Origin of the sequence: Amycolatopsis sp. NPDC049868 (assembly GCF_044461365.1) — a bacterium.
GTDB lineage: Bacteria > Actinomycetota > Actinomycetes > Mycobacteriales > Pseudonocardiaceae > Amycolatopsis.
In genome coordinates this window covers 486,122-507,432 of sequence record NZ_JBITKV010000002.1, presented here as the reverse complement: position 1 = coordinate 507,432, position 21,311 = coordinate 486,122, and the positions used below count along the sequence as shown (strand labels likewise).

At 69.0% G+C, this 21,311-nt stretch carries 20 protein-coding genes; 12 read left to right on the top strand and 8 right to left on the bottom strand.

Annotated features, from left to right (window positions below; all coding sequences use genetic code 11):
• Positions 1 to 10: 10 nt before the first annotated feature.
• From ACIBTM_RS10560 to ACIBTM_RS10550, 3 genes are read right to left on the bottom strand one after another with little or no spacing between them, the layout of a single operon-like run.
• The gene (locus ACIBTM_RS10560; RefSeq protein ID WP_395876242.1) at positions 11 to 466 is read right to left on the bottom strand and encodes a ribose-5-phosphate isomerase; all 456 of its coding nucleotides are present in this window, start codon (positions 464 to 466) and stop codon (positions 11 to 13) included.
• Positions 467 to 2,152 carry a dihydroxyacetone kinase family protein gene (locus tag ACIBTM_RS10555; RefSeq protein ID WP_395876241.1) on the bottom strand — a complete coding sequence of 562 codons (1,686 nt, stop codon included), beginning with the start codon at positions 2,150 to 2,152 and terminating at the stop codon, positions 467 to 469. It lies immediately after the preceding gene.
• Positions 2,149 to 2,835 (bottom strand): HAD family hydrolase, encoded by a 687-nt coding sequence (locus ACIBTM_RS10550; protein WP_395876240.1) that lies wholly within the window; start codon positions 2,833 to 2,835, stop codon positions 2,149 to 2,151. The genes ACIBTM_RS10555 and ACIBTM_RS10550 overlap by 4 nt, the downstream gene beginning before the upstream one ends.
• A gap of 77 nt (positions 2,836 to 2,912) precedes the next feature.
• On the opposite strand from ACIBTM_RS10550, the gene ACIBTM_RS10545 reads away from it, so the two are divergent.
• From ACIBTM_RS10545 to ACIBTM_RS10530, 4 genes are all read left to right on the top strand, one after another.
• Positions 2,913 to 3,539, top strand: coding sequence for a histidine phosphatase family protein (locus ACIBTM_RS10545; RefSeq protein WP_395876239.1), 627 nt, complete (start codon positions 2,913 to 2,915; stop codon positions 3,537 to 3,539).
• Complete coding sequence (locus tag ACIBTM_RS10540) at positions 3,536 to 4,330, top strand: DeoR/GlpR family DNA-binding transcription regulator (RefSeq protein ID WP_395876237.1); 795 nt, start codon at positions 3,536 to 3,538, stop codon at positions 4,328 to 4,330. The genes ACIBTM_RS10545 and ACIBTM_RS10540 overlap by 4 nt, the downstream gene beginning before the upstream one ends.
• A 189-nt stretch (positions 4,331 to 4,519) precedes the next feature.
• Entirely contained in the window at positions 4,520 to 5,854 is a 1,335-nt protein-coding gene (locus ACIBTM_RS10535; protein WP_395876236.1) for an MFS transporter, read from the top strand.
• Positions 5,851 to 7,290: an FGGY-family carbohydrate kinase gene (locus tag ACIBTM_RS10530; protein ID WP_395876235.1), complete on the top strand. Its 1,440-nt coding sequence runs from the start codon at positions 5,851 to 5,853 to the stop codon at positions 7,288 to 7,290. The genes ACIBTM_RS10535 and ACIBTM_RS10530 overlap by 4 nt, the downstream gene beginning before the upstream one ends.
• A gap of 4 nt (positions 7,291 to 7,294) precedes the next feature.
• On the opposite strand, the gene ACIBTM_RS10525 is transcribed toward ACIBTM_RS10530, so the two are convergent.
• A complete protein-coding gene (locus tag ACIBTM_RS10525; protein WP_395876234.1) occupies positions 7,295 to 8,254 on the bottom strand; it encodes a hypothetical protein in 960 nt (319 codons plus the stop codon).
• A gap of 123 nt (positions 8,255 to 8,377) precedes the next feature.
• Between ACIBTM_RS10525 and ACIBTM_RS10520 the strand changes: the two genes are divergently transcribed.
• From ACIBTM_RS10520 to ACIBTM_RS10505, 4 genes are all read left to right on the top strand, one after another.
• Complete coding sequence (locus ACIBTM_RS10520; protein WP_395876233.1) at positions 8,378 to 9,607, top strand: DUF445 domain-containing protein; 1,230 nt, start codon at positions 8,378 to 8,380, stop codon at positions 9,605 to 9,607.
• A 101-nt stretch (positions 9,608 to 9,708) separates the two neighbouring features.
• Complete coding sequence (locus ACIBTM_RS10515) at positions 9,709 to 10,884, top strand: DUF445 domain-containing protein (protein WP_395876781.1); 1,176 nt, start codon at positions 9,709 to 9,711, stop codon at positions 10,882 to 10,884.
• A gap of 102 nt (positions 10,885 to 10,986) precedes the next feature.
• The gene (locus ACIBTM_RS10510; RefSeq protein WP_395876232.1) at positions 10,987 to 12,210 is read left to right on the top strand and encodes a DUF445 domain-containing protein; all 1,224 of its coding nucleotides are present in this window, start codon (positions 10,987 to 10,989) and stop codon (positions 12,208 to 12,210) included.
• Between the two features lie 131 nt (positions 12,211 to 12,341).
• Entirely contained in the window at positions 12,342 to 13,655 is a 1,314-nt protein-coding gene (locus ACIBTM_RS10505) for a hypothetical protein (protein WP_395876231.1), read from the top strand.
• Here ACIBTM_RS10505 and ACIBTM_RS10500 read toward each other — a convergent pair.
• The 3 genes from ACIBTM_RS10500 to ACIBTM_RS10490 are packed head-to-tail and all read right to left on the bottom strand — an operon-like array spanning position 13,652 to position 16,297.
• Positions 13,652 to 14,527, bottom strand: a complete 876-nt coding sequence (locus ACIBTM_RS10500; protein WP_395876230.1) for a metal ABC transporter permease — start codon at positions 14,525 to 14,527, stop codon at positions 13,652 to 13,654. The two genes, ACIBTM_RS10505 and ACIBTM_RS10500, sit on opposite strands and share 4 nt — an antisense overlap.
• Positions 14,528 to 14,531: 4 nt before the next feature.
• Complete coding sequence (locus tag ACIBTM_RS10495) at positions 14,532 to 15,365, bottom strand: metal ABC transporter ATP-binding protein (protein WP_395876229.1); 834 nt, start codon at positions 15,363 to 15,365, stop codon at positions 14,532 to 14,534.
• The gene (locus ACIBTM_RS10490; protein WP_395876228.1) at positions 15,365 to 16,297 is read right to left on the bottom strand and encodes a metal ABC transporter solute-binding protein, Zn/Mn family; all 933 of its coding nucleotides are present in this window, start codon (positions 16,295 to 16,297) and stop codon (positions 15,365 to 15,367) included. The genes ACIBTM_RS10495 and ACIBTM_RS10490 overlap by 1 nt, the downstream gene beginning before the upstream one ends.
• A 200-nt stretch (positions 16,298 to 16,497) precedes the next feature.
• Here ACIBTM_RS10490 and ACIBTM_RS10485 point away from each other — a divergent pair, with 200 nt between their 5' ends.
• From ACIBTM_RS10485 to ACIBTM_RS10470, 4 genes are all read left to right on the top strand, one after another.
• Complete coding sequence (locus tag ACIBTM_RS10485; RefSeq protein WP_005165317.1) at positions 16,498 to 17,598, top strand: LacI family DNA-binding transcriptional regulator; 1,101 nt, start codon at positions 16,498 to 16,500, stop codon at positions 17,596 to 17,598.
• Between the two features lie 51 nt (positions 17,599 to 17,649).
• On the top strand, positions 17,650 to 18,141 hold the full coding sequence (locus ACIBTM_RS10480; protein ID WP_395876227.1) for a beta-class carbonic anhydrase: 492 nt from the start codon (positions 17,650 to 17,652) through the stop codon (positions 18,139 to 18,141).
• 18 nt (positions 18,142 to 18,159) lie between these two features.
• Positions 18,160 to 19,035 carry an A/G-specific adenine glycosylase gene (locus ACIBTM_RS10475; protein ID WP_395876226.1) on the top strand — a complete coding sequence of 292 codons (876 nt, stop codon included), beginning with the start codon at positions 18,160 to 18,162 and terminating at the stop codon, positions 19,033 to 19,035.
• An 88-nt stretch (positions 19,036 to 19,123) separates the two neighbouring features.
• Positions 19,124 to 20,086, top strand: a complete 963-nt coding sequence (locus tag ACIBTM_RS10470; RefSeq protein WP_395876225.1) for an N-acetylmuramoyl-L-alanine amidase — start codon at positions 19,124 to 19,126, stop codon at positions 20,084 to 20,086.
• Here ACIBTM_RS10470 and ACIBTM_RS10465 read toward each other — a convergent pair.
• Positions 20,031 to 21,185 (bottom strand): MFS transporter, encoded by a 1,155-nt coding sequence (locus ACIBTM_RS10465; protein ID WP_395876224.1) that lies wholly within the window; start codon positions 21,183 to 21,185, stop codon positions 20,031 to 20,033. The genes ACIBTM_RS10470 and ACIBTM_RS10465 overlap by 56 nt on opposite strands.
• Positions 21,186 to 21,311: the final 126 nt, after the last annotated feature.

Here is a 21,311-nt window from a genome sequence, read left to right as displayed (position 1 = left end):
GGGCAGTCTCTCAGTGCGCTTGCTCGTATTCGGTGATGTGCGCGACCTTGCTCGCGCTGGCCGAGGCCGGGTCGAACCGATGGCCGACCCATTCGGCGACGATCTTCTTCGCCAGCTCCGGACCGATCGCCCGTGCGCCGAAGGTGATCACCTGGCAGTCGTTCGACTTGACCGAACGTTCGGCGGAGTACGAATCGTGCGCGACCGTGGCCCGGACACCGGGGACCTTGTTCGCCGAGATCGCCATGCCGATCCCGGTCCCGCAGACGAGGACTCCTCGATCCGCCTCGCCCCGCGCGATCGTCTCCGCCGCCGCCAGGCCGAGCAGCGGGTACGCCTTGTCGTCGGACCCGTCGGCCACGCCGAGGTCGGTGACCTCGTCCACCCGGTCATCGGCGAGGAGCAGGTCACGCAGCTGGTCCTTGAGCTCCACCCCGGCGTTGTCCGCCGCCACCACGATCCGCATTCAATCTTCCTTTCCGAGAGCCTGGCCGACCGCGGTGACGAGCAGCGCGAACGAAGTGGCCCCGGGATCGGGGTGCCCTTTGCTCCGCCGCGCCAACCGCGCCGCCCGGCCTTTGACGGGCAGCAGGTCCGCCGTGGCCTCGGCCGCGCTCACCGCGACCTGGGCCGCCTTCTGCCAGGCCTGCGGGACGTCGGCGCCCGCCGTGGCCTGTTCGCGCAACGCCAGCCGGAACGGCTCGATGGCGTCGAGCATGGTCTTCTCGCCGGGCTCCGCCTTGCCCAGTTCGACGAACGCCTTCACCGCGCCGTCCACCGCGCCCGCGAGAGCTTCCGCCGTGACCTCTTCCGCCGCCAGGCCACGCAGGCCCGCACCGGTCTCGGCGAGCAAGACGCCGTACAGCGCGCCGGACGCACCGCCCGCCGCGTCGGCGAACGCCGTCCCCGCGGCCAGGAGCGCGGTGGACAGCGAGTCTCCGTCGCGCCGCGCGGCGGAGACCGCGGCCCGCATACCCCTGGTCATGCCCAGTCCGTGGTCACCGTCGGCCGCGACCGCGTCCAACCGGCCGAGTTCGGCTTCGTTGGCCTCGATGTCGCGCAGGGCCGCCGTCAGCGCGCGATCCACGATGCCCTGCCCCGGTTCGGCCTCCGCCAGCAGAGAGTCCACTGTGGACTCCAGCGGCACCTGCGCCAGCGCGGCGCCGGTGCTCCGGTAGCCAGGGGTGTCGCAGGGGGCCGCGTAGAGCTCGGCGAGTTCGTCGTCGAGCACCAGGATCGACAGCGAGACACCCGCCATGTCGAGCGACGTGACGAACTCGCCGACCTCGGTATGCGACGGGCTGAGCCCCGCCGCGGCGAGCCGTTCGTGCACCCGGGTGTAGGTCGCGAACATCTCCTCGTATTTGGTGCGGCCCAGCCCGTTCACCAGGACCACCACGCGCCCGTCGCCGGCGGGCAGTTCCGGGAGGAGGCCGTCGACCAGTTCGTCGGCCAGCTCCCGTGCGCTCAGCCTGCCGACCGTGCGGACGCCGGGCTCGCCGTGGATGCCGAGCCCCAGCTCCATCTCGCTCTCGCCGACGGTGAACAACGGAGCGGACGCGCCGGGCAGCGTGCACCCGCCGAACGCCACCCCGAACGTCCGGGTGTTCGCGTTCGCCTTCTCCGCCACCGCGTGCACGGCGGCCAGATCGTCACCGCGTTCCGCGGCGGCGCCCGCGATCTTGAAGACCAGGAAATCGCCCGCGACACCGCGACGCCTTTCCGGCGCTTCGGCGGGACCGCTGGCGATGTCGTCGGTGACCAGGATCGTCCTGCTCTCGATGCCCTCGGCGGCCAGCCTGCGCGCGGCGAGCCCGAAATGCAGCACGTCGCCCTGGTAGTTGCCGTAGCCGAAGAGGACGCCGGCGCCGCTCTCCGCGGCCCGCGCGGTGCGATAGACCTGCTCCGCGCTCGGACTGGTGAACACGTCGCCCACCACGGCTCCGTCGGCCAGACCGGGACCGACCAGCCCGGCGAACGCGGGATAGTGCCCGCAGCCGCCGCCGATCACCACCGCGACCTTGGGTTCGGATTCTTCCCGGCGCAGCACGCCATAGGCATCGGGGACCTTGCGCACCGAACGCCCGTACGCGGTGACGAACCCGTCCAGCCAATCGCGTTTGAACGTCTCCGCGGAACCAAGGACCGTCATCGCCCGCTCGCTTCCGCGAATTCACCGGACAGGTACGCGAGAAGCTTGCGACGCACGTCGTCGTTGTCCTCGGCGACCTCGGCGGCCAGCTCCAGCGCGTCCGGTTTCGGCGGGTACACCGGATTCGGCAACGCGATCACGGTGAGCCCGGCCGCGGCGGCGGCGCGGATGCCGTTGCTGGAGTCTTCGACGCCCAGGCATTCCTCGCCGGACCGACCGAGCCTGGCCGCGGCTTCGAGATAGACGTCCGGACTCGGTTTGCCCCTGGCGACCTCGGCGCTGGAGACGGTCGCGGCGAACTCGCCGGTGAGCCCGTGCTTGCCGAGCACCGCGTCGATCACCCTGCGGGCGGCCGACGACGCCAGCGCGACCGGCACCTTCGCGCTCACCTCGCGGACCATCTCCCCGGCGCCCGGCAGGAGGGGCGCCTCGCCCGCCTCGATCGCGGCGATCATGCCGTCCACCACGGCACGCTCGACCTCGGCCGCGGTTTCCGGGGTGCCGGACCGCTTCGCGAGGTACGCGGCCCATTCGGGCGCGCTCATCCCCTGCACGGACGCGGTGTCCTCAGCGGTCCATTCGGTGCGGTGCCGGGCGGCGTACGCCACCCAGTTCTCCTCCCAAAGGTGTTCACTGTCGACGAGGACACCGTCCAGGTCGAACACCACCGCGGCGAGTGCCATCCGGCATCTCCTTTCACATCGATGCTGTTAAGTTAACATCGAAGATGTGATCTGGACAAGCCCTGAGGAGGGATCCCGTGGTCGCACGGTTGTTATTGGCACGGCACGGCCAGACGGAATGGCACGCCGAGAACCGGTACGCGGGCAGCAGCGACGTCGCGCTGACCGAGGAAGGGCTCCGGCAGGCGGACGAACTCGCCGGATTCGCCGCGGCGGCCGGACTGTCGGCCGTGTTCTGCTCACCGCAGAGCCGGGCACGTCGCACCGCGGAGCCGTCGGCCAAGGCGTTGGACCTGCCTTTACGAGTGATCGACGAACTGCACGAAGTCCACTTCGGACTGATGGAAGGGCGCACCAGGGCCGAACTGGCGGAGGCGGATCCCGATGCGGTCGCGAGGTTTCTCGCCGACCCCGTGAGCGGCGCCTTCCCCGGTTCGGAGCCTCCCGTGGAGGCGGCCGCCCGGGGAGCCGGGGCACTGCGCGGGATCGCCGCCGAGGTGCCGGGCGAGACGGTGCTGGTCGTCGCGCACAACACCTTGATCAGGCTGACCCTGTGCGCACTGCTCGGCATCCCGCTCGAGAACTACCGCACGGTGTTCCCGCGGCTGGACAACGCGGCCATCACGGAGATCGAGATCGACGGCACGCGCACCGGCCTGCTGCGCCTCAATCAGCCGGCCCGCACGCGATACTGGACATCATGAGCGATGAGAAGACGGCCGGTGCGAGCGCACACTCTCGTAACACGCGTCAGCAGCTGATCACCGAACACGTCTTCACATCCGGCTCCGCGAGCATCGCCGAACTGGTGGAACTCACCGGGGTCAGCACCATGACGGTGCACCGCGACGTCGACGAACTGGCGCGGCGCGGCCTGCTCCGGAAGTACCGGGGAGGCGTGTCGGCCATGCCGTCGACGGTCTTCGAAAGCAACGCCGACTACCGGATGAACGTGCATTCGGAAGAGAAGATGGCCATCGCCGCGCACGCGCTCGCCCGCGTCGAACCGGGGATGTCGATCCTGCTCGACGACTCCACGAGCGCGCTCGCGCTGGCGAAGATGCTGCACCGCGTCACCCCGCTGACCGTCGCGACGAACTACCTCGGCGCCATCGAACTACTCAAAGGCGTTCCCGACCTGCGGCTCATCTGCATCGGCGGCGACTACTCGGCGACCCACGACTCGTTCCTCGGCATGCAGAGCCTCGAGGCGATCGAGCGGATCAACGTCGACGCGACCTTCGTTTCGACCTCGGCGATGAACACACGCATGACGTTCCATCAAGAGCCGGAGATCGTGATGCTGAAGCGCGCGATGCTGGCCAGCGCGCGGACGAAGGTGCTGCTGATGGACCACAGCAAGACCGAACGCGCGGCACTGCACCGGCTGGCGCCGTTGAGCGACTTCGACGTGCTGATCGTCGACGACGGGGTGGAAGAGCATCTGGCCGAGGAGATGCGAAGCCAGGTGGAAGTGGACCTCGCGGAACTCTGAGGTGCCGCCTGCTGAGACCTGAAGTACGTGAAGGCCCCCTTCACTGCGTCTAGCGCAGTGAAGGGGGCCTTCACGTACTTGGCGTGACCCGGGCGCGCGAGGCTAACACGAAAATCCACCGATGTAACATCTTGAAAGTTAAGTTAACACGATCCATGATACGCTGAACACGACGTCATGGAGGCGTGCATGAACCAGGTAACATCGCCGTTATCGCGATCCGGGAGCGGGTTCGCCCGCGTACTGAACCGCTGGGGCCTGCCGGCCCCGCTGTTCCTCGGCTACGCCGGGCTGCTGCTGTTCATGATCGGCGACGGGGTCGAGTCGGGCTTCATCGCGCCGTTCATGGCGGACAACGGCGCGGGCACCGAGATCAAGGCTTCGTATGTGATCACCGTGTACGGCGTCGCCGTGATGCTGGCGTCGTGGTTGTCGGGCGCGTTGTCGGATCTGTGGGGCCCGCGTCGCGTGATGATGATCGGCCTGGCCATCTGGCTGGTGTTCGACGTGCTGTTCCTCGCGGTCGCGGTATCGGGTGAGAACTACCCGTTGATGCTGGTGTTCTACGGTCTGCGCGGGTTCGGCTATCCGATGTTCGCGTTCGGTTTCCTGGTCTGGATCACCGCGGTGGCACCGGTCGCCAGGCTCGGCGCGGCGGTGGGCTGGTTCTACTTCGCGTTCACCGGCGGGCTGCCGACACTGGGGGCGCTGGTCGCGAGTTTCACGAACCCGGTGCTGGGCCAGTACGGCACGCTCTGGGTGTCGGTGGCGCTGCTCGCGCTCGGCGGGCTGCTCGCGATCTTCGGGGTCCGGCAGCGGACGGGGTACACCCGGCTCGCGCCGCCGGACGTGAAACCGGTCCAGAGCCTGGTGTCCAGCGTGTCGATCGCGTGGAAGAAGCCCCGCGTCGGCGTCGGGATGCTCGTCCGTGTCATCAACACCGCGCCCGAGTTCGGGATGCTGGTGTTCTTCCCGACGATCTTCATCGAGGACATCGGGTTCGGGGAGAGCCGCTGGCTCCTCCTGGTCTCGGTCATCTACGGCACGAACATCTTCTTCAACCTGATCTTCGGCGTGCTGAGCGACCGGATCGGCTGGCGCACCACGATCTTCTGGTTCGGCGCGATCGGCTGCGCGATCTCGATCCTGTTGCTCTACTTCGTCCCGATCGCCATGGGCGCCGAGTACTACTGGCTCGCGCTGCTCGTCGGCGCGCTGTACGGCGCCACGCTCGCCGGGTTCGTGCCGATCTCGGCGCTGCTTCCCTCCCTCGCCCCGGAGAACAAGGGCGGCGCGATGGCCCTGCTGAACCTGGGCGCGGGCGCGGCGGCGTTCGTCGGGCCGGCGATCGTCAGCGTGTTCCTCGGCCCGCTGGGCGCGGCCGGCGTGGTGATCGTCTTCGCCGCGCTGTATCTGGTCGCGGCGGTCATGGTGCGCTACCTGAAGCTGCCCGATGAGACGGCGAAGGCGATCGAAGAGGACAAGAGCCTGCAAGAAGTCGGAGAAAAGGTCGCCACCACGTGAACCAACCCGTCACGATCGGCATCGACGTCGCCACCGCGGGGGTCCGAGCCCTCGCGGTGCGCGGCGGCACCGTCCTCGCTTCGGCCGCCGCGCCGCTGCCCGCGCCGGTCCGAGACGGCCGCGGACACAGCGAGCAGGACGCCCGGTCCTGGTGGCCGGCGGTGAAGACGGTGCTGGCGAAGGTCACCGGCGAGCTGCCGGGCAGGGGCGGCGAGGTCGCCGCGGTGGCCATCGCCGCGACGTCGGGGACGATCGTCGGGGTCGACGCGTCCGGTGAGCCGGTCACACCCGCGCTGATGTACGACGACAGGCGCGGCGCGGAGCTCAACCGCGAGGCCACCGGGCTCGGTGCGGATCGCTGGCGGCGGCTCGGTTTCGGTGTGTCCGCCACGGCCGCGCTCGGCCGGATCGCCTGGCTCGCCGGGCACGTCCCCGGCGTCGCCGGGATCCGGCACACCCCCGATCTGATCGCCGCCGAGCTCACCGGCGGGCCGGTGGCGACCGACTGGTCGCATGCCTTGAAGAGCGGCTACGACCCACTCGCCCTCGAATGGCCTGCCGAGATCTTCGAGGCGTTGGAGGTGCCGCCGAGTCTGCTCCCTCCGGTCGTCGCGCCGGCCACCGTGCTGGGTGAGGTGGCCCGTCCGGTCGCGGGACTCCCGGCGGGCTGCCCGGTCGTGGCCGGGATGACCGACGGCTGCGCGGGCCAGCTCGCGGCCGGGGCGGTCGCTCCCGGGAGCTTCGTGGGAATCCTTGGCACGACGTATGTGCTGAAGGGAGTCACCGAAGAACTGGTCCCGGATCCGACGGGGGCGATGTACAGCCACCGTCATCCGGACGGCTGGTGGCTGCCCGGTGGCGCGTCGAACACCGGCGGCGAGGCCGTCGCCGGGCAGGATCGTCTCCCCGAACTCGACGCGGCGGCGGCCGCGCTGGGCCCGGCGAAGGTGGTCGCGTACCCGTTGCGGCGCAAGGGCGAGCGCTTCCCGTTCGCCAGCCCGGACGCGGAGGGCTTCGTGTCGGGCGCGTCGGACGAGGTGGAGCTGCACCGGGCCAGGCTGGAGGGAGTCGCCTTCCTCGAGCGGCTCGCGTTGGACCATCTGCGCCGCCTCGGAGTCACGGTCACCGATCCGCTGCTGGCGGCGGGCGGCGGCAGCAAAAGTCCTTTGTGGACACGGATCAGGGCCACCGTCACCGGCCTCGGCCTGCGGGTGTCACCACAGGCGGAAACGGGCTACGGCGCCGCGCTGCTCGCCGCGGCGGGGATCCTGCCGGGTGGGCTCACCGAGGCGTCAGTGGGGCTCGGCGAGGGAACGCTGGTCGAACCCGACGAGCGCGAGAGTGCCGCGCTCGCCGAGTCGTACCAGCGATTCTGCGCCGAGCTGCACACCAGGGGCTGGATCGACGACGAGCTGTTCGCCGTCGCCCAGCGTTGAGAGATCAGGAAGGGCGTGGGCCGTTGGACTTGGTGGGGGCGGGCTTCGGCGCGGCCTCCGGCTCGGGTGCCTCGGCGGCATCAGGGGCGGGAGACAGCAGCCGGATGGCCTCCTGGACCGCGACGTCCGTGGCGGAAAGCCGATCGGCGACCTTCGACCGGAGTTCCAGCGCGAGCTTCCGGGCCTGCTGAGCTTCGGCCTGCTGCGTCTTCGCGTCGGTAAGGGCCTCCGCGACCTGCTCCTGCTTCGCGGCGATGTCCTCCGCCGAAGACTTCTCCGATTTGGCGATCTTCTCCGCCGAGATCCGCTCGGCTTCGGCGCGTTTGGCCGCCGACACCCGGTCGGCTTCCGCGATCTTGTCCGCGGACGCCTTCTCGGCCTCCGTGCGACGAGCCGCCGAAGCCTCCTCGGCCTTCTTGTCCGCGGCGGCGCGGGCGCGGACGCTTTCCAGGTCCAGCTCCTTGCGCTTCTGCGCCGCCTCGGAGTTCAGCCGTTCGATCTCGGCCTTGGCGTCGGCGAGCAGTTTCTCCCGCTCCGCCTCCGCGTCCTTGGCGGCCTTCTCGCTCGCGCGCTGCGTCTCGTGGGCGTACTTGTCCGCTTCGGCCCGGGTCGACTTGGCGTCCGCTTCGGCGGCGGCCTTGAGGTCGGCGATCTCCTCCTCGGCGAGCTGCATCATCATGCGGACGCGTTCGGCCATCGCGCCGGCGCCGGACGGGCTCGAACTCATCCGCACGAGGGCGGCCTTGGTCTCGTCCAGCTCCTTTTGGGCGTGGCCGAGCGCCTTGGTGAGTTCACCGGCGGTCGCCACGGCCTCATCGCGGCTGCGCGAGGTCTGCTTGAGTTCGGTCGCCAGTTCGGCGAGGTGCTCGTCGACCTGACGCTTGTCGTAACCGCGGACAGAGCCCGCGAACGGGGACGATTTCGCTGAGGGCGCCTGAGGCGCCGTCTTCTCAGGAGCGACCATGGCGGCCACCTTAATGAGCGGGCACCCGTCGGGCAGTACCGCCAAACGGCTGCACTCGGCGTGCGGTGGACTGATCACATGGCATCCTGCATTGTTGACAGGTCGTAAGCAGGGGAGGCCCGGTTGGATATCTCGGCGATCCTCGAAGACATCCGCGAGCACTGGCACGTCTACGCCACGATGCCCTTCATCGCCGCGCTCATCGGGTACATCACCAAACGCGTCGCCATCGAGATGATGTTCCGGCCGCTGGAGTTCGTCGGGATCAAACCGTTCTTCGGCTGGCAGGGGGTCATCCCGGCCAACTCGCGCCGGATGGCGACCACCGCCGTCGACCTGCTGACCAAGAACCTCGTCGATCCGCAGGAGATCTTCTCCCGGCTCGATCCCGAGGAACTGGTCAAGGAACTCGAAGAGCCGCTCCTCAAGGCCGTCGAGGACGTCACCCGCGAGGTGATGGAGCAGTACCAGCCCAGGCTGTGGGAACTGCTGCCGACCCGGGCGCAGCGCATGCTGGTCGACCAGGTCCGGGCGCAGGCGCCGAAGGTCGTCGCGAGGCTGATGCGCGAGGTGTCGACGAACATCGACGAAGTCCTCGACGTCAACGAGATGCTGATCAACGCGATGGTCCGCGACAAATCGCTGACCTGCCGCCTGATCAAGGAGGTCGCGACCCCGGAGCTCCGCTTCATCGCCCGCTCCGGTATCTGGTTCGGCTTCGTCATCGGCCTGATCCAGTTCGTCGCGTGGGCGTTGACGAAGCAGCCGCTGATCATGCCGATCTTCGGTTTCGTCACCGGGTTCGTCACCGACTGGCTGGCGCTGAAGATGATCTTCTATCCGCGTGAGCCGCGCCGGTTCCTGTTCTTCAGCTGGCAGGGCATGTTCCAGAAACGCCGCCAGGCGGTCGCCAAGGACTACGGCGCGCTGATCGCCGACGAGGTCCTCACCGTGCGGAACGTGATGGAGGCCGTGCTCACCGGGCCCAGATCGGACAAGCTGTTCACGATGATCACCCGCGAGGTGCAGCGGACCATCGACGCGCAGGCGAGCATCGCGAAACCGTTGGTGGCACTGACCGTCGGCGGGGTCCAGTACCAGGAGATGAAGAAGGCCGCGGCGGAGAAGGCGATCGCGTATCTCCCCGAAACGGTGAAACACGTGGAGAGCTACGCCACTGACGCGCTCGACGTCCGCAACACCATCGTCACGAAGATGCAGCAGCTGACCCCGCTCGAGTTCGAGGGGATCCTCCGCCCCGCCTTCCAGCAGGACGAATGGAAGCTGATCGCGGTCGGCGCGGTGATCGGCGGGCTCGTGGGTGAACTTCAGGTCCTGTTACTCCTCCATTGAGGACAGGCGGCTAGGTTGCCCCTCAAGCAAGACGCGGGAGGGGCTCGAAAGTGGACGCCGTCATCGCCGATCTCGGCGAGCACTGGCCGGTGTACGTCACCATGCCGTTCGTCGCCGCGCTGATCGGCTACGTCACCAAACGCGTCGCCATCGAGATGATGTTCAAACCGGTCGAATTCGTCGGCATCAAACCGTTCCTCGGCTGGCAAGGAGTGCTGCCGGCGAACGCGGAGCGGATGGCGGCCACCGCCACCGAGATGCTGACGAACAACCTCGTCGACCCGAAGGAGATCTTCGCCAGGCTCGACCCGGCTCAGGTGGCGAAGGAGATCGAGCAACCGCTTCTGCGGATCGTCGAGGACGTCACCCGCGAGGTGATGGAGCAGTACCAGCCCAGGCTCTGGGAGGTATTGCCGAACACCGCCCAGCGACTGCTGCTCAAACGCGTCCAGGCCGAGGCGCCGCGTGTGATCACGAAGATCATGGGCGAGATCTCGGAGAACATCGAGGACGTCCTCGACCTCAAGCACATGGTCGTGACGAACCTGGTGCGCGACAAGGCCTTGCTGAACCGGCTGATCCGCGACATCTCGCGGCCGGAGATGCGGTTCATCGCGCGGTCGGGGATCGTGTTCGGGTTCTCCCTCGGCTTCGTGCAGCTGCTGGTGTGGGCGCTGACGAAGTCGCCGATCGTGCTGCCGCTGTTCGGTATCGGCATCGGCTGGTTCACCGACTGGATCGCCCTGAAGATGATCTTCCTGCCGCGCGAGCCGAAACGGTTCTTCGGCTTCTACACCTGGCAAGGCGTGTTCCAGAAACGCAAGGACCAGGTGTCCGCCGACTACGGCGACATGATCGCGCGCGAGATCATCACCATCCCGAACCTGCTCGAAGCCGTGCTGAGCGGACCGAAATCGGACAAGCTGTTCGCGATGATCACGCGCGAGGTGCAGCGGACGATCGACGCGCAGGCGAGTGTCGTGAAGCCGTTCGTCGCGATGGCCGTCGGGAGCAGGCGGTTCCAGGAGATGAAGCAGACAGCGGCCGCGAAGGCGGCGGCGCGGATCCCGGAGACGATCCGCCACGCCGAGGGCTACGCGGTCAACGCGCTCGACGTCCGGAACACCATTGTGGACAGAATGCGGCGGCTGAACCCGCTCGAATTCGAGCAGCTGCTGCGCCCGGCGTTCCGGCAGGACGAATGGAAGCTGATCGCCGTCGGCGCGGTGATCGGCGGCCTTGTCGGTGAACTTCAGGTACTTCTACTGCTTCACTGACCCGCCACTGCCCCTCCGCCACCTCAACGGCGACGCTGCGCGCCACTGGCCCTGAAACCGCGATACGGTTTCCCCCTTCCCTGAGCGAAGCGAGGAGGTCGTGTGGACGCCGTCCTGGACGACCTCGCCCGGCATTGGTGGCTGTACGCCGCGATCCCGTTCGTCGCCGCGCTGATCGGCTACGTCACCAAACGCGTCGCCATCGAGATGATGTTCAAACCGCTCGAGTTCGTCGGGATCAAACCCTTCCTCGGCTGGCAGGGCGTGGTACCCAAACACGGCGGGCGGATGGCCGCCGTCGCGACCGAGTTGCTGACGTCGAACCTGCTGGACGTCAAGGAGGTCTTCCGCCGGATCGATCCGGCGATCATCACGCGCGAGATCGAGCAGCCGCTGCTGCGGGCCGTGGACGAGGTCGCCCGCGAAGTGCTCGAAAAGCACCATCCCAGGCTCTGGGAGGTCATGCCGACGATGGCGCAGGAGCTGCTGATCAAGCAGGTCCAGGCATCGACGCCGCGGCTGGTGCGCGAGTTCATGGAAGAGATGACCGAGAACCTCGACGAGGTGCTCGACTTCCAGCACATGACCGTGCAGCGGCTCACCAGGGACAAGAAGCTGCTGGTCCGGCTGATCCGCGAGACGTCACGGCCGGAGATGGCGTTCATCGCGCGCACGGGGATCTACTTCGGCTTCGGGCTCGGCATCGTGCAGGCGTTCGTCTGGGCGCTGACGAAGGAGCCGTGGGTGCTGCCGATCTTCGGCGGCTGCATCGGGCTGTTCACCGACTGGCTGGCGATCAAGCTGATCTTCGTGCCGCGCGAGCCGGTGCGGGTCGGCCGGGTGATCCTGCAGGGCAAGTTCCAGCGGCGGCGGGCCGAGGTCGCTCGTCAATACGGCGAGATGATCGCGAACGAGATCCTCACCGTGCCGAACCTGCTCGACGCCGTGCTGCGCGGGCCGCGGTCGGATCGGCTGTACGCGCTGGTCGAGCGGCTCGTGGCGCAGGCCGTCGACGAGCAGGCGAGTGTCGCGAAACCGATGGTCGTGATGGCCGTCGGCGGGCAGCGGCTGCAGGAGATCAAGCAGGCGGCCGCGCGGAAGGCGCTGGAGCGGCTGCCGCCGACGATCCGCCACGCCGAGGGCTACCTGACCGAGGCGATGGACGTCGCGAAGATCGTCGAACGGCGGATGCTCGGGCTGACGCCGCTGGAGTTCGAGGGGCTGCTGAGGCCCGCGTTCCGGCAGGACGAATGGAAGCTCATCGCGGTCGGCGGGCTCATCGGCTTCCTGGTCGGTGAACTCCAGGTCCTGCTGATGCTGCACTGACCTGCGTTTAGCGGGCTAAACGCGATCTGGGTTCTCCAGCTGTTCTGAAGGCCTCATCGCGTTTAGCCCGCTAAACGCGCTTTGGGGGCGGTTCTCACGTGCGGGAGACACGGGATGATTACGGTGGAGGGGTGGCGTCCGAACCCCAGCAGCTGCCAGCCGTTCACGAGGCGTGGCTTCCGCGCGAGCACGCGTTGCACCGTCCCCGCCACGGCGGCAGGCAGCTGACCGCGCTGATCAGCGCGCTTCTGTTCTTCACCACCCCCGCGCTGCTGTGGGTGTTCGGCGTCCGGCCTGGCGAGATCGAGAACCACAAGCTCGCGAGCTTCCCCGGTTTGGACCGGGGCTGGGGTTTCTTCACCGACATGCCGGCCTGGGCGATCGACCAGCTGTCGTTCCGGCCGGGCGCGATCGCCGCCGCCGACGCGATCAGCCGCGGTGTCTTCGGCGAAGGCGCCCCGCTCGACCAGCCGCCACCGCAGCAGCAGGCGGGCCCGATCCCGGCGCCGCCGGCACCGTCGCCGTCCAAGACCGCGCCCACCCAGGGGCCGACGCCGAACGCCGCGTCCGGCTATCGCCGTGTCGTGCAGGGCCGCGACGGCTGGCTGTACTACGGCTACGACGCCGACGCGAAATGCGATCCGTCCCGTCCGCTGCCCGAGACCATCGCCAAGATCAACGAGCTGCGGCGCGCGGTCGAACAGTCCGGGAGGCGGTTCGAGCTGGTCGTCGCGCCGGACAAGTCGACGATGGTGCCGCAGTTCCTGCCCGACACGTACCCGGGCAAAGACTGCTCGCGGTCGGCCGAAGCGACCACCTGGCACCGGATGCTCAAGGACGCGCGCGCGATCGACCTGCGGCCCGAGCTGCGTGCGTCCGAGGGGCGGGTGCAGCATCCGATCTACCCGCCGAACGACACTCACTGGGCCGACGAGGGCGCCCTGGTGATGACGCGCGCCATCGCGAACGCGATCAAACCGGGGGTCACGCAGACCTGGGTGAGCGTGCCCATGGGCCAGTACGACGCGACCGCCGATCTGCCGCCGCTGATCAACAAGCAGGGCACGAAGACGAACACGCTCTACAGCCTCCGCCCGGACGGCCTGGTCGAGCGCGCGGGCGAGACCAACGGCGACATCGACCGGCCGGTGTACCGCACCGCGAGCCCGCTGATCGGGACCGTCGACGAGAAGGTCCTGATCTATGGCGACTCGTTCACGAAGGCGTCTTCGCGTTACCTCTCGGGCGCTTTCACGAACCTGACGATGCTGGCGCACTTCACGCAGAAGACGTCACAGGCCGAGGCCGTCAACGCTTTCGTGAACGCGAACGTCGTGGTCGTCGAAGCGGTGGAACGCAGTGTGGCCGGCGGTCAGCTCGCCTTCATCGACCCGAGTTTCCTCGAACCGCTCAAGAAGGCGCTCGCCGAGAACCCGATCCGCTAGCGCAGCGCGGGCTGAGCCGTCGGCTCGACGCGGATCCGCGACGAACGCCCGCGCAGCCACGCGACGAGGCGGCAGACCAGGTAGATCACGAACGAGATCGTCGTGACGAACGCGCTCACCGGCTTCCCCGGCGCCAGCGAAAGGATGATCCCGCCGAGCGCGGCGATCTCCGCGAACACGATCGACAGGACGGTCGCCTTCCACGGGCTCGCCGTGACCCGCGCGGCCGCCGCGGCCGGGGTCACCATCAGCGAGACCACCAGCAGCGCGCCGACGATCTGCACTCCGAGCGCGCTCGAAATCCCGACCAGCACCGCGAAGATGAGCGACAGCAGCCGCACCGGCACACCGCGCGCCGTCGCGACCGCCGGATCGACCGTGGCGAACAGCAGCGGCCGGTAGATCACCGCGAGCACCACCAGGACCACGACCGAAGCGCCGACGAGCAGGTTCAGATTGGTCGAGTCGATGGTGATGATCTGCCCGACCAGGATGCCGAACTTGTTGGCGCTGCGGCCTTCGTAGAACGACAGCAGCAGGACACCCATGCCGAGGCCGAAGGCGAGGATCACGCCGATCACGGAGTCGCGTTCGGACTCGCGGCCGCCGAGGAGCCCGATCAGCAGGGCGGCGATGACCGCGCCCGCGAGACCACCGAGTTCGACGCCGACCCCCAGCAGCAGCGCGCCCGCGGCGCCGGTGAAGGCCAGTTCGGCGGTGCCGTGCACGGCGAACGACATCCGCCGCATGACCACCAGCGGGCCGAGTACCCCGGCCACCAGACCGAGGACGGCGGCCGCCAGCAGGGCCGTCTGCACGAAGTCGAGGCCGAGAAGTTCGCCGGTCAAGGCGAAGTCGAACATCTTGTCCACGGTGCTAGCTGGCCCGTTCGTCGATGTGGTGGGGTTCGTCCTCGCACAGCGCGCTCTGGGCCCCGGCGACGTGGATCTGCCCGCCGACCTTGAGCACCTCGATCCGCGTCCCGTACAGCTCGGACAGTGTCTCCGAGTTCATCACCTCGTCCGGCTTGCCGACCCGGAACTGGCCGTTCACCAGATAAAGCACCCTGTCCACATAGGACAGGATCGGGTTGATCTCGTGCGTGACGAAGAGGACGGCCGTGCCCGCCGAGGCCCGCCGCTCGTCGATCAGCTCGCTGACCGCGCGCTGGTGCGCGAGGTCGAGGGAGAGCAGCGGCTCGTCGCACAGCAGGACCTCGGGGTCGCCGACCAGCGACTGCGCGACGCGGAGCCGCTGCTGCTCGCCGCCGGAAAGCCGTCCCACCGGCTGCTTCGCGTACGCCTGGGCGCCGACGGACTCGATCGCCTTCGCCACCAGCTGACGCCGCTTCGAAATCCCGAAGAGCCCGGTCCCCCACCGGTGCCCGTCCAGGCCGAGGCCGACCAGGTCCACCCCGCGCATCGTCAGGCCCTCGTCGAGGGCGCGCTGCTGCGGGATGTAACCGATCCGCCGGTTGGTCCCGCCGGGGCGCCGCCCCGCGATCTCGACCGTGCCCTCGGGCAGCCTCTGCTGACCGAGCAGCACCTTGAGCAGGCTGCTCTTCCCGGAGCCGTTGGGCCCGAGGATCGCGAGGAATTCGCCGGGCTCGACGTCGAGGTCGAGCCCGGACCAGAGGGTCCTGGTGCCGAACGCGAGGCTCGCCCCGCGGACACGGACCGCGGGGCGGGCTTCGGCGGGTACGGAGGTCACTACTTCAGTGCTCCGGCCAGCGCGTCCACTTCCTTGGTCATCCATGCAATGTAGTCGGTCACACCCTGCGGGAGCGTTTCGGTGACGTCGACGACCGCGATCCCGGCGTTCTTGGCGTCGCCGACGACCTGCTGGGTGACCGGGGTGGTGGTCTGCGCGTTGTTGACCAGGGCCTTGACCTGCTTGCCGGAGATCAGCTGCTTGACCTCGTTGAGGGCGGCGGCGGGCACGTCCTGCTCCGCTTCCACGGCCTCGGCGAAGGCCGGCGGAGTCGCGTCGGTGACCTTCGCGCTGTCGAGCAGGTAGTGCGCGACCGGCTCGGTCGCGACGACCTTGGCGCCCGAGCCGCCCAGGCCCGAGACCTTCTTCAGCAGCTCCTGGGTCTTGCCCTTGAACGCGGTCGCGTTCGCGGTGAAGGCGTCCTTCGAGGCGGGCTGGATCTCGCCGAGCTTCGCGGCGACCTGGTCGGCGATCTTCTCGACGCCGGGGAGGCTGTACCAGACGTGCTCGTTCTCGTTGCCGGTCGCGGCGATGTCGACGGCGACCAGCTTCTGCGCGCCGGTGGCCTGGTCGGCGAGCTTCGAGAAGAAGTCGTCGTAGCCGCCGCCGTTGGACAGCGTCAGCTTCGCGTTCTTCGCGGCGACGGCGTCGGCGGCGGTGGTGTCGTAGGAGTGCGGGTCGGCCGAGGGGTCGTGGATGATCGAGGTGACCTCGACCTTGTCGCCGCCGACGGCGGTCACGACGCTGCCCCAGACGTCGGTCGAGGTGACGACCTTGATCTTCTCGCCACCGCCAGGGTTCGCGGCGGACGCGTTCTGCGGGCCGGAGCCCGTCGACGCCTTGTCACTCGACGCGCAAGCCGTCGCGCCGAGCGCGAGGACGGCCAGGGCCGATACGGCCGCGAAAACACTCTTAGTACGGCGGGAATTCATTTACTGCACTCCTGCGGATGCCCTGGCCAGGTGTCCCCAATGCCGGGTAATGGAAACCGTTGTCAGATTCAACTGTACCCCATCCGGATGACGGCGCCCCCCGTCCAGGCACGAGCTGTACCCAGGGTCACTCTGAATCGAGACCTGCCACACGTCGGGTGATGCTTCTGCAAAACGTTCTGAACCGTTACGGTTTGCGGATGGGCCGTCCTATCCGCACCAGGAGGCAGGCGACACTGGCGTCGTTGGCCGCAGAGCTCGGTGTGTCGAGGACCACCGTCTCCAACGCCTACAACCGACCCGACCAGCTGTCCCCTGAGCTGCGCCGCCGCGTCCTCGAGACCGCGCGCCGCCTCGGCTACCCGGGCCCGGACCCGGTGGCCCGTTCACTGCGGACGCGCAAAGCCGGGGCTGTCGGTCTTTTGCTCACCGAGAACCTCTCCTACGCCTTCCGCGACCCCGCCGCCGTCGGCGTGCTCGAAGGGCTCGCGCTCGCCTGCGAGGACGCGGGCGTCGGCCTGCACCTGGTCCCGGCGAGCCCGGGCCGGGAGGACGTCGCGGCCGTGCACCGCGCCGGCGTCGACGGCTTCGTCGTCTACTCGGTACCCGACGACGACCCGCATCTGGGCGCGGTGCTGGAGCGCCCGGTGCCGACGGTGATCGTCGACCAGCCGCGGGTGGACGGCGTCGACCGGGTCGGCCCGGACGACGCGGCCGCGGTCACCGCCATGGCCGAGCACCTCATCTCGCTGGGACACCGGCAGATCGGCGTGCTGTGCATGCGGCTGGCCCGCGAACGCAACGACGATTTCGTCTCCATCCAGCGGCAGAGCGCCGCCCACTTCCACGTCCAGCGGATCCGGCTGGAGGCGCTGGCCGCCGCGTTCTCGGCGGCCGGGGTCGACTGGGCGACCGTTCCGGTGGTCGAGCGCTTCGATCACACCGTGGACGACGGCGCGTCGGCCGCGCGCCAGCTGTTGGACGCGTATCCGCAGGTCACAGCCGTGATCTGCACTTCGGACATCCTCGCCCTCGGCGCGCTGGCCGAGGCGGAGCGCCGCGGGCTGCGGGTTCCGCAGGATCTGACGGTCACCGGGTTCGACGGCATCACCGAGGCCGAGCGGTCCGGGCTCACCACGGTCCACCAGCCGGTGCTCGAGAAGGGCAAGGCGGCGGGCAAGCTGCTGCTCAGCTCCGCCGACCGGGTCGGGCCGAAGGTGATCACACTCCAGACCGAACTCCGGGTCGGGCGCACCTCCGCGCCGCCGCGAACGGCCGAAGAGCGCTGGTTCGGGCCGTGATCTGCGTCCGCCCGCGTTGCCCTCGCCCGGCACGTCGGTTCCAATGAACACGTGACCTCAATCGACGTACTGCTCAAGCGAAACCAGGAGCTGGGTGACGTCACTCCTGGTGACCGCTCGTCTCCGAGGCCATCGCTCCACGTGACGATCCTGACCTGCATGGACGCCCGTATCCGGGTGTTCGAGATCTTCGGCATGATCCAGGGCGAAGCGCACATCCTGCGTAACGCGGGCGGGGTCGTCACCGACGACATGATCCGCTCGCTCGCGCTCAGCCAGCGGAAGCTCGGCACGCGTGAGGTGCTGATCGTGCAGCACACCGACTGCGGCCTGTCCATGGTCACCGAAGACGACTTCAAGGACGAGCTCGAAGCCGCCAGCGGGCTGCGCCCGACGTGGTCGGTCGAGGCGTTCCGGGTGGTGGAGGACAGCGTGCGCCGGTCGGTGCAGCGCGTCCGGCGCAGCGACTTCCTGCCGTATACCGACAACGTGCGCGGTTTCGTCTACGACGTGAAGCTGGGCCGCCTGACCGAGGTCGGGTAGGGGTTTTAAGCTGGCCGGGTGGGCGTCGACGCGGATGTGCTGACCGACTGGTTCGACGAAGCAGGGCGCGAACTGCCCTGGCGTGAGCCGGAATGCTCCGCCTGGGGCGTGCTCGTCAGCGAGATCATGTTGCAGCAGACGCCGGTCGCGCGCGTCCAGCCGATCTGGCTCGAATGGATGGCGCGCTGGCCGGTGCCGTCGGCGCTGGCGGCGTCGTCGCAGGGTGAGGTCGTACGCGCCTGGGGCAAACTCGGCTACCCGCGGCGCGCGCTGCGGCTGCACGCCGCGGCGGCCGTCATCGCCGCCGAACACGGTGACGTCGTTCCGTCCGATGTGGACACTCTGCTCGCGTTGCCGGGCATCGGCGCGTACACCGCCCGCGCGGTCGCGGCCTTCGCCTACGGCAAGCGGGCGCCGGTGGTGGACACGAACGTCCGGCGCGTGGTGGCCAGGGCGGTCCACGGCGCCGGTGACGCCGGGCCGCCGTCGAACACCCGCGACATGGCCGACGTCGAGGCGCTGCTTCCGCCGGAGGACGCGCCCGCCGCGAAACTGTCCGCGGCGCTGATGGAACTCGGCGCGCTCGTCTGCACCGCGCGGTCGCCGCGATGCGCGGACTGCCCGATCTACGAAGACTGCGCGTGGCAGCACGCGGGCAAACCCGCCTACGCCGGGCCCGCGAAACAGGTCCAGAAATTCGCCGGGACCGATCGCCAGGTGCGCGGGTTGCTGCTCGACGTCCTGCGTGGCAGCGAAGGCCCGGTCGAGAAGGCGCGGCTCGATCTCGTGTGGCACGAATCCGGGCAGCGCGACCGCTGCCTCGACTCCCTGCTCGTCGACGGCCTCCTCGAACAGACCCGGGACGGTCTGTTCGCACTCCCTGGCGAACACTAACGCATTACGACAAAAGTTGGTCAATGGTTGTCATCGGCGCGATGGCGGGTTAGTTTTCCGGCCAACGCGCATGATGGGAGTTACGCCCGTGGCCGACTTCGACCGACGTACCGCGCTCAAGGGCGGCCTGACGGTAAGCGCCGTCGGGCTACTGGGGACAGCAACGATTTCCGCCGCCGACGCGGCGTCCGGGGTGACGGAACCGAAGATCTACGGAACGGCCGCGTGGAGCGCGCGGCCGCCGAACGGCACGATCGAGGTGCAGAACCACAAACCGACGTACATCGTCGTGCACCACACGGTCGATCCGGGGAACGTCACCGACTACACGCTCGAACACGCCTTCTGGGCGTCGCGTTCGATCCAGAATTTCCACATGGACACCCGTGGCTGGATCGACACCGGCCAGCAGTTCACGAACAGCCGCGGTGGGCACATCACCGAAGGGCGGCACCGCAGCCTGGAGATCCTGCGCGGCGGGACCCAGCACGTGCTGGGCGCGAACGTGGGCAACAACAACAGCACCTGCATCGGGATCGAGAACGAGGGCCTCTACAGCAAAGAGGACGTCACGCCCGCGCTCTGGGACTCGCTGGTGAAGCTGGTCGCGTACATCGCGTCGCAGTACGACATCTCGCCGGAGTTCATCAAGGGGCATCGGGACTTCAACTCGACCGAATGCCCGGGAACCGTGCTGTACAACCGGCTTCCCGAGCTGCGTACCGAGGTCGGCAAACTGCTGGGCACCGCGTCGCCCAAGGTGGACCTGCCGGAGTGGCCGCTGCTCAAACCCGGCGACTCCGGACCTCGCGTTCGGACGGCGCAGGAACTCCTGCGGGCACGCGGTTTCGCGGTCCCGGCCGACGGCCTGTTCGGACAGTCCACAAAGGACGCCGTCGCCGCGGTGGCGGCCCGGCACGGGCTGGAACGCGATGCCTGCGGTGCGACGGCGGCGACCGACGAGACCGGATTCCTCGGCTCGGACGTCTGGCCGCTCATCGTCGGCTCCGGGACCGATCCGCGGGCGCTGAAAGCACGACTCGCCGGCTGAACAGCAGCGGCGAGAGCACCAGCAAGGCCGCGCACCACGGGAGCGGCGACGTTCCCAGCGGCAGCAGCAGCCCGCCGACGAGGGCTCCCCCGGCGACGGCGCCGTTCCAGGCCGCGATCGTGAGCGACTGGGCGGCGTCGGCCGTGGGGCCCGCGAGCAAGGCGGTGACGGCTTGGAACGCGGTCGGCGCGCCGCCGAATCCCAGACCCCACAGAGCCGCGGCGGCCAGCACCAGGCCAGGGACACCGTCGCTCATCCCCATCAGGAGGATGGCGGCGGCGGTCACGGCGGAGCAGGTCAGAAGCACGGCGCGCGGACGGCTGTCGAGCGCGGAGCCGACCGCGACCAGGCCACCCACCGTGGCGCATCCGAACACCAGCAGCGCCGCGCCCAGCATCGGTGCCGCGCCGAGCCCGGCGAGCACCGGGCCGATGTAGGTGTAGGCCACGTTGTGTCCCAATGAGAACAGCGCCACCGTCGCCAGCACGGGACGCATCCCCGGCAGCCGTGACGCGGCCAGCGGCCGGGTCGGCCCCGCCGATTCCGGGGGCACGGCGGGGACCGAGGCGGACACCCAGACCAGCAGCGGCACGGAGATCAGCGCCATCGCGGCGAACGCCCAGCGCCAGCCGGCGAATTCACCGAGCGCGGTACCGGCGGGCACGCCCAGCGCGAAACCGATCGGCGTGCCCGACATGGCCACGGCCAGCGCCCGGCCGGTGAGTCCCGGCGGGGCGAGACGCATCGCGTAGCCCGCGACGAGCGACCACATCACCCCGGTCAGCGCACCGGAAACGACCCGGGTGGCCAGGATCAGCGGATACGACGAGGACACGGCGATCACCAGGTTGGTCGCCAGGAAGCCGAAGATCAGCACCAGGAGCAGGCGTTTGCGCGGCATCCGGAGCGTCGCGCCGGTGAGCGGGATGGCGGTGAGCGCGGTCGTGATCGCGTAGACCGTCACGAGCTGCCCGGTGGCCGACGGGGAGACACCCAGCTCCTCGGACATGCCCAGCAACAGCCCGGCGGGCAGCACTTCGGTCAGGCAGCCGAGGAACACCGTGGTCGTCAGCGCGAGCAGCGCCGGAAGGGGCAGCATGCCCCGACGGTCTCTTCCCGGGAGCGGCGCCGGTAGTCCCTGACCGGTATGCCGCACGGTTATCCGCCGGGATAACCCGGCGGCATGACCGGCTGGCAGTGCCGCGCGCCGTGCGGGCGTACGCAC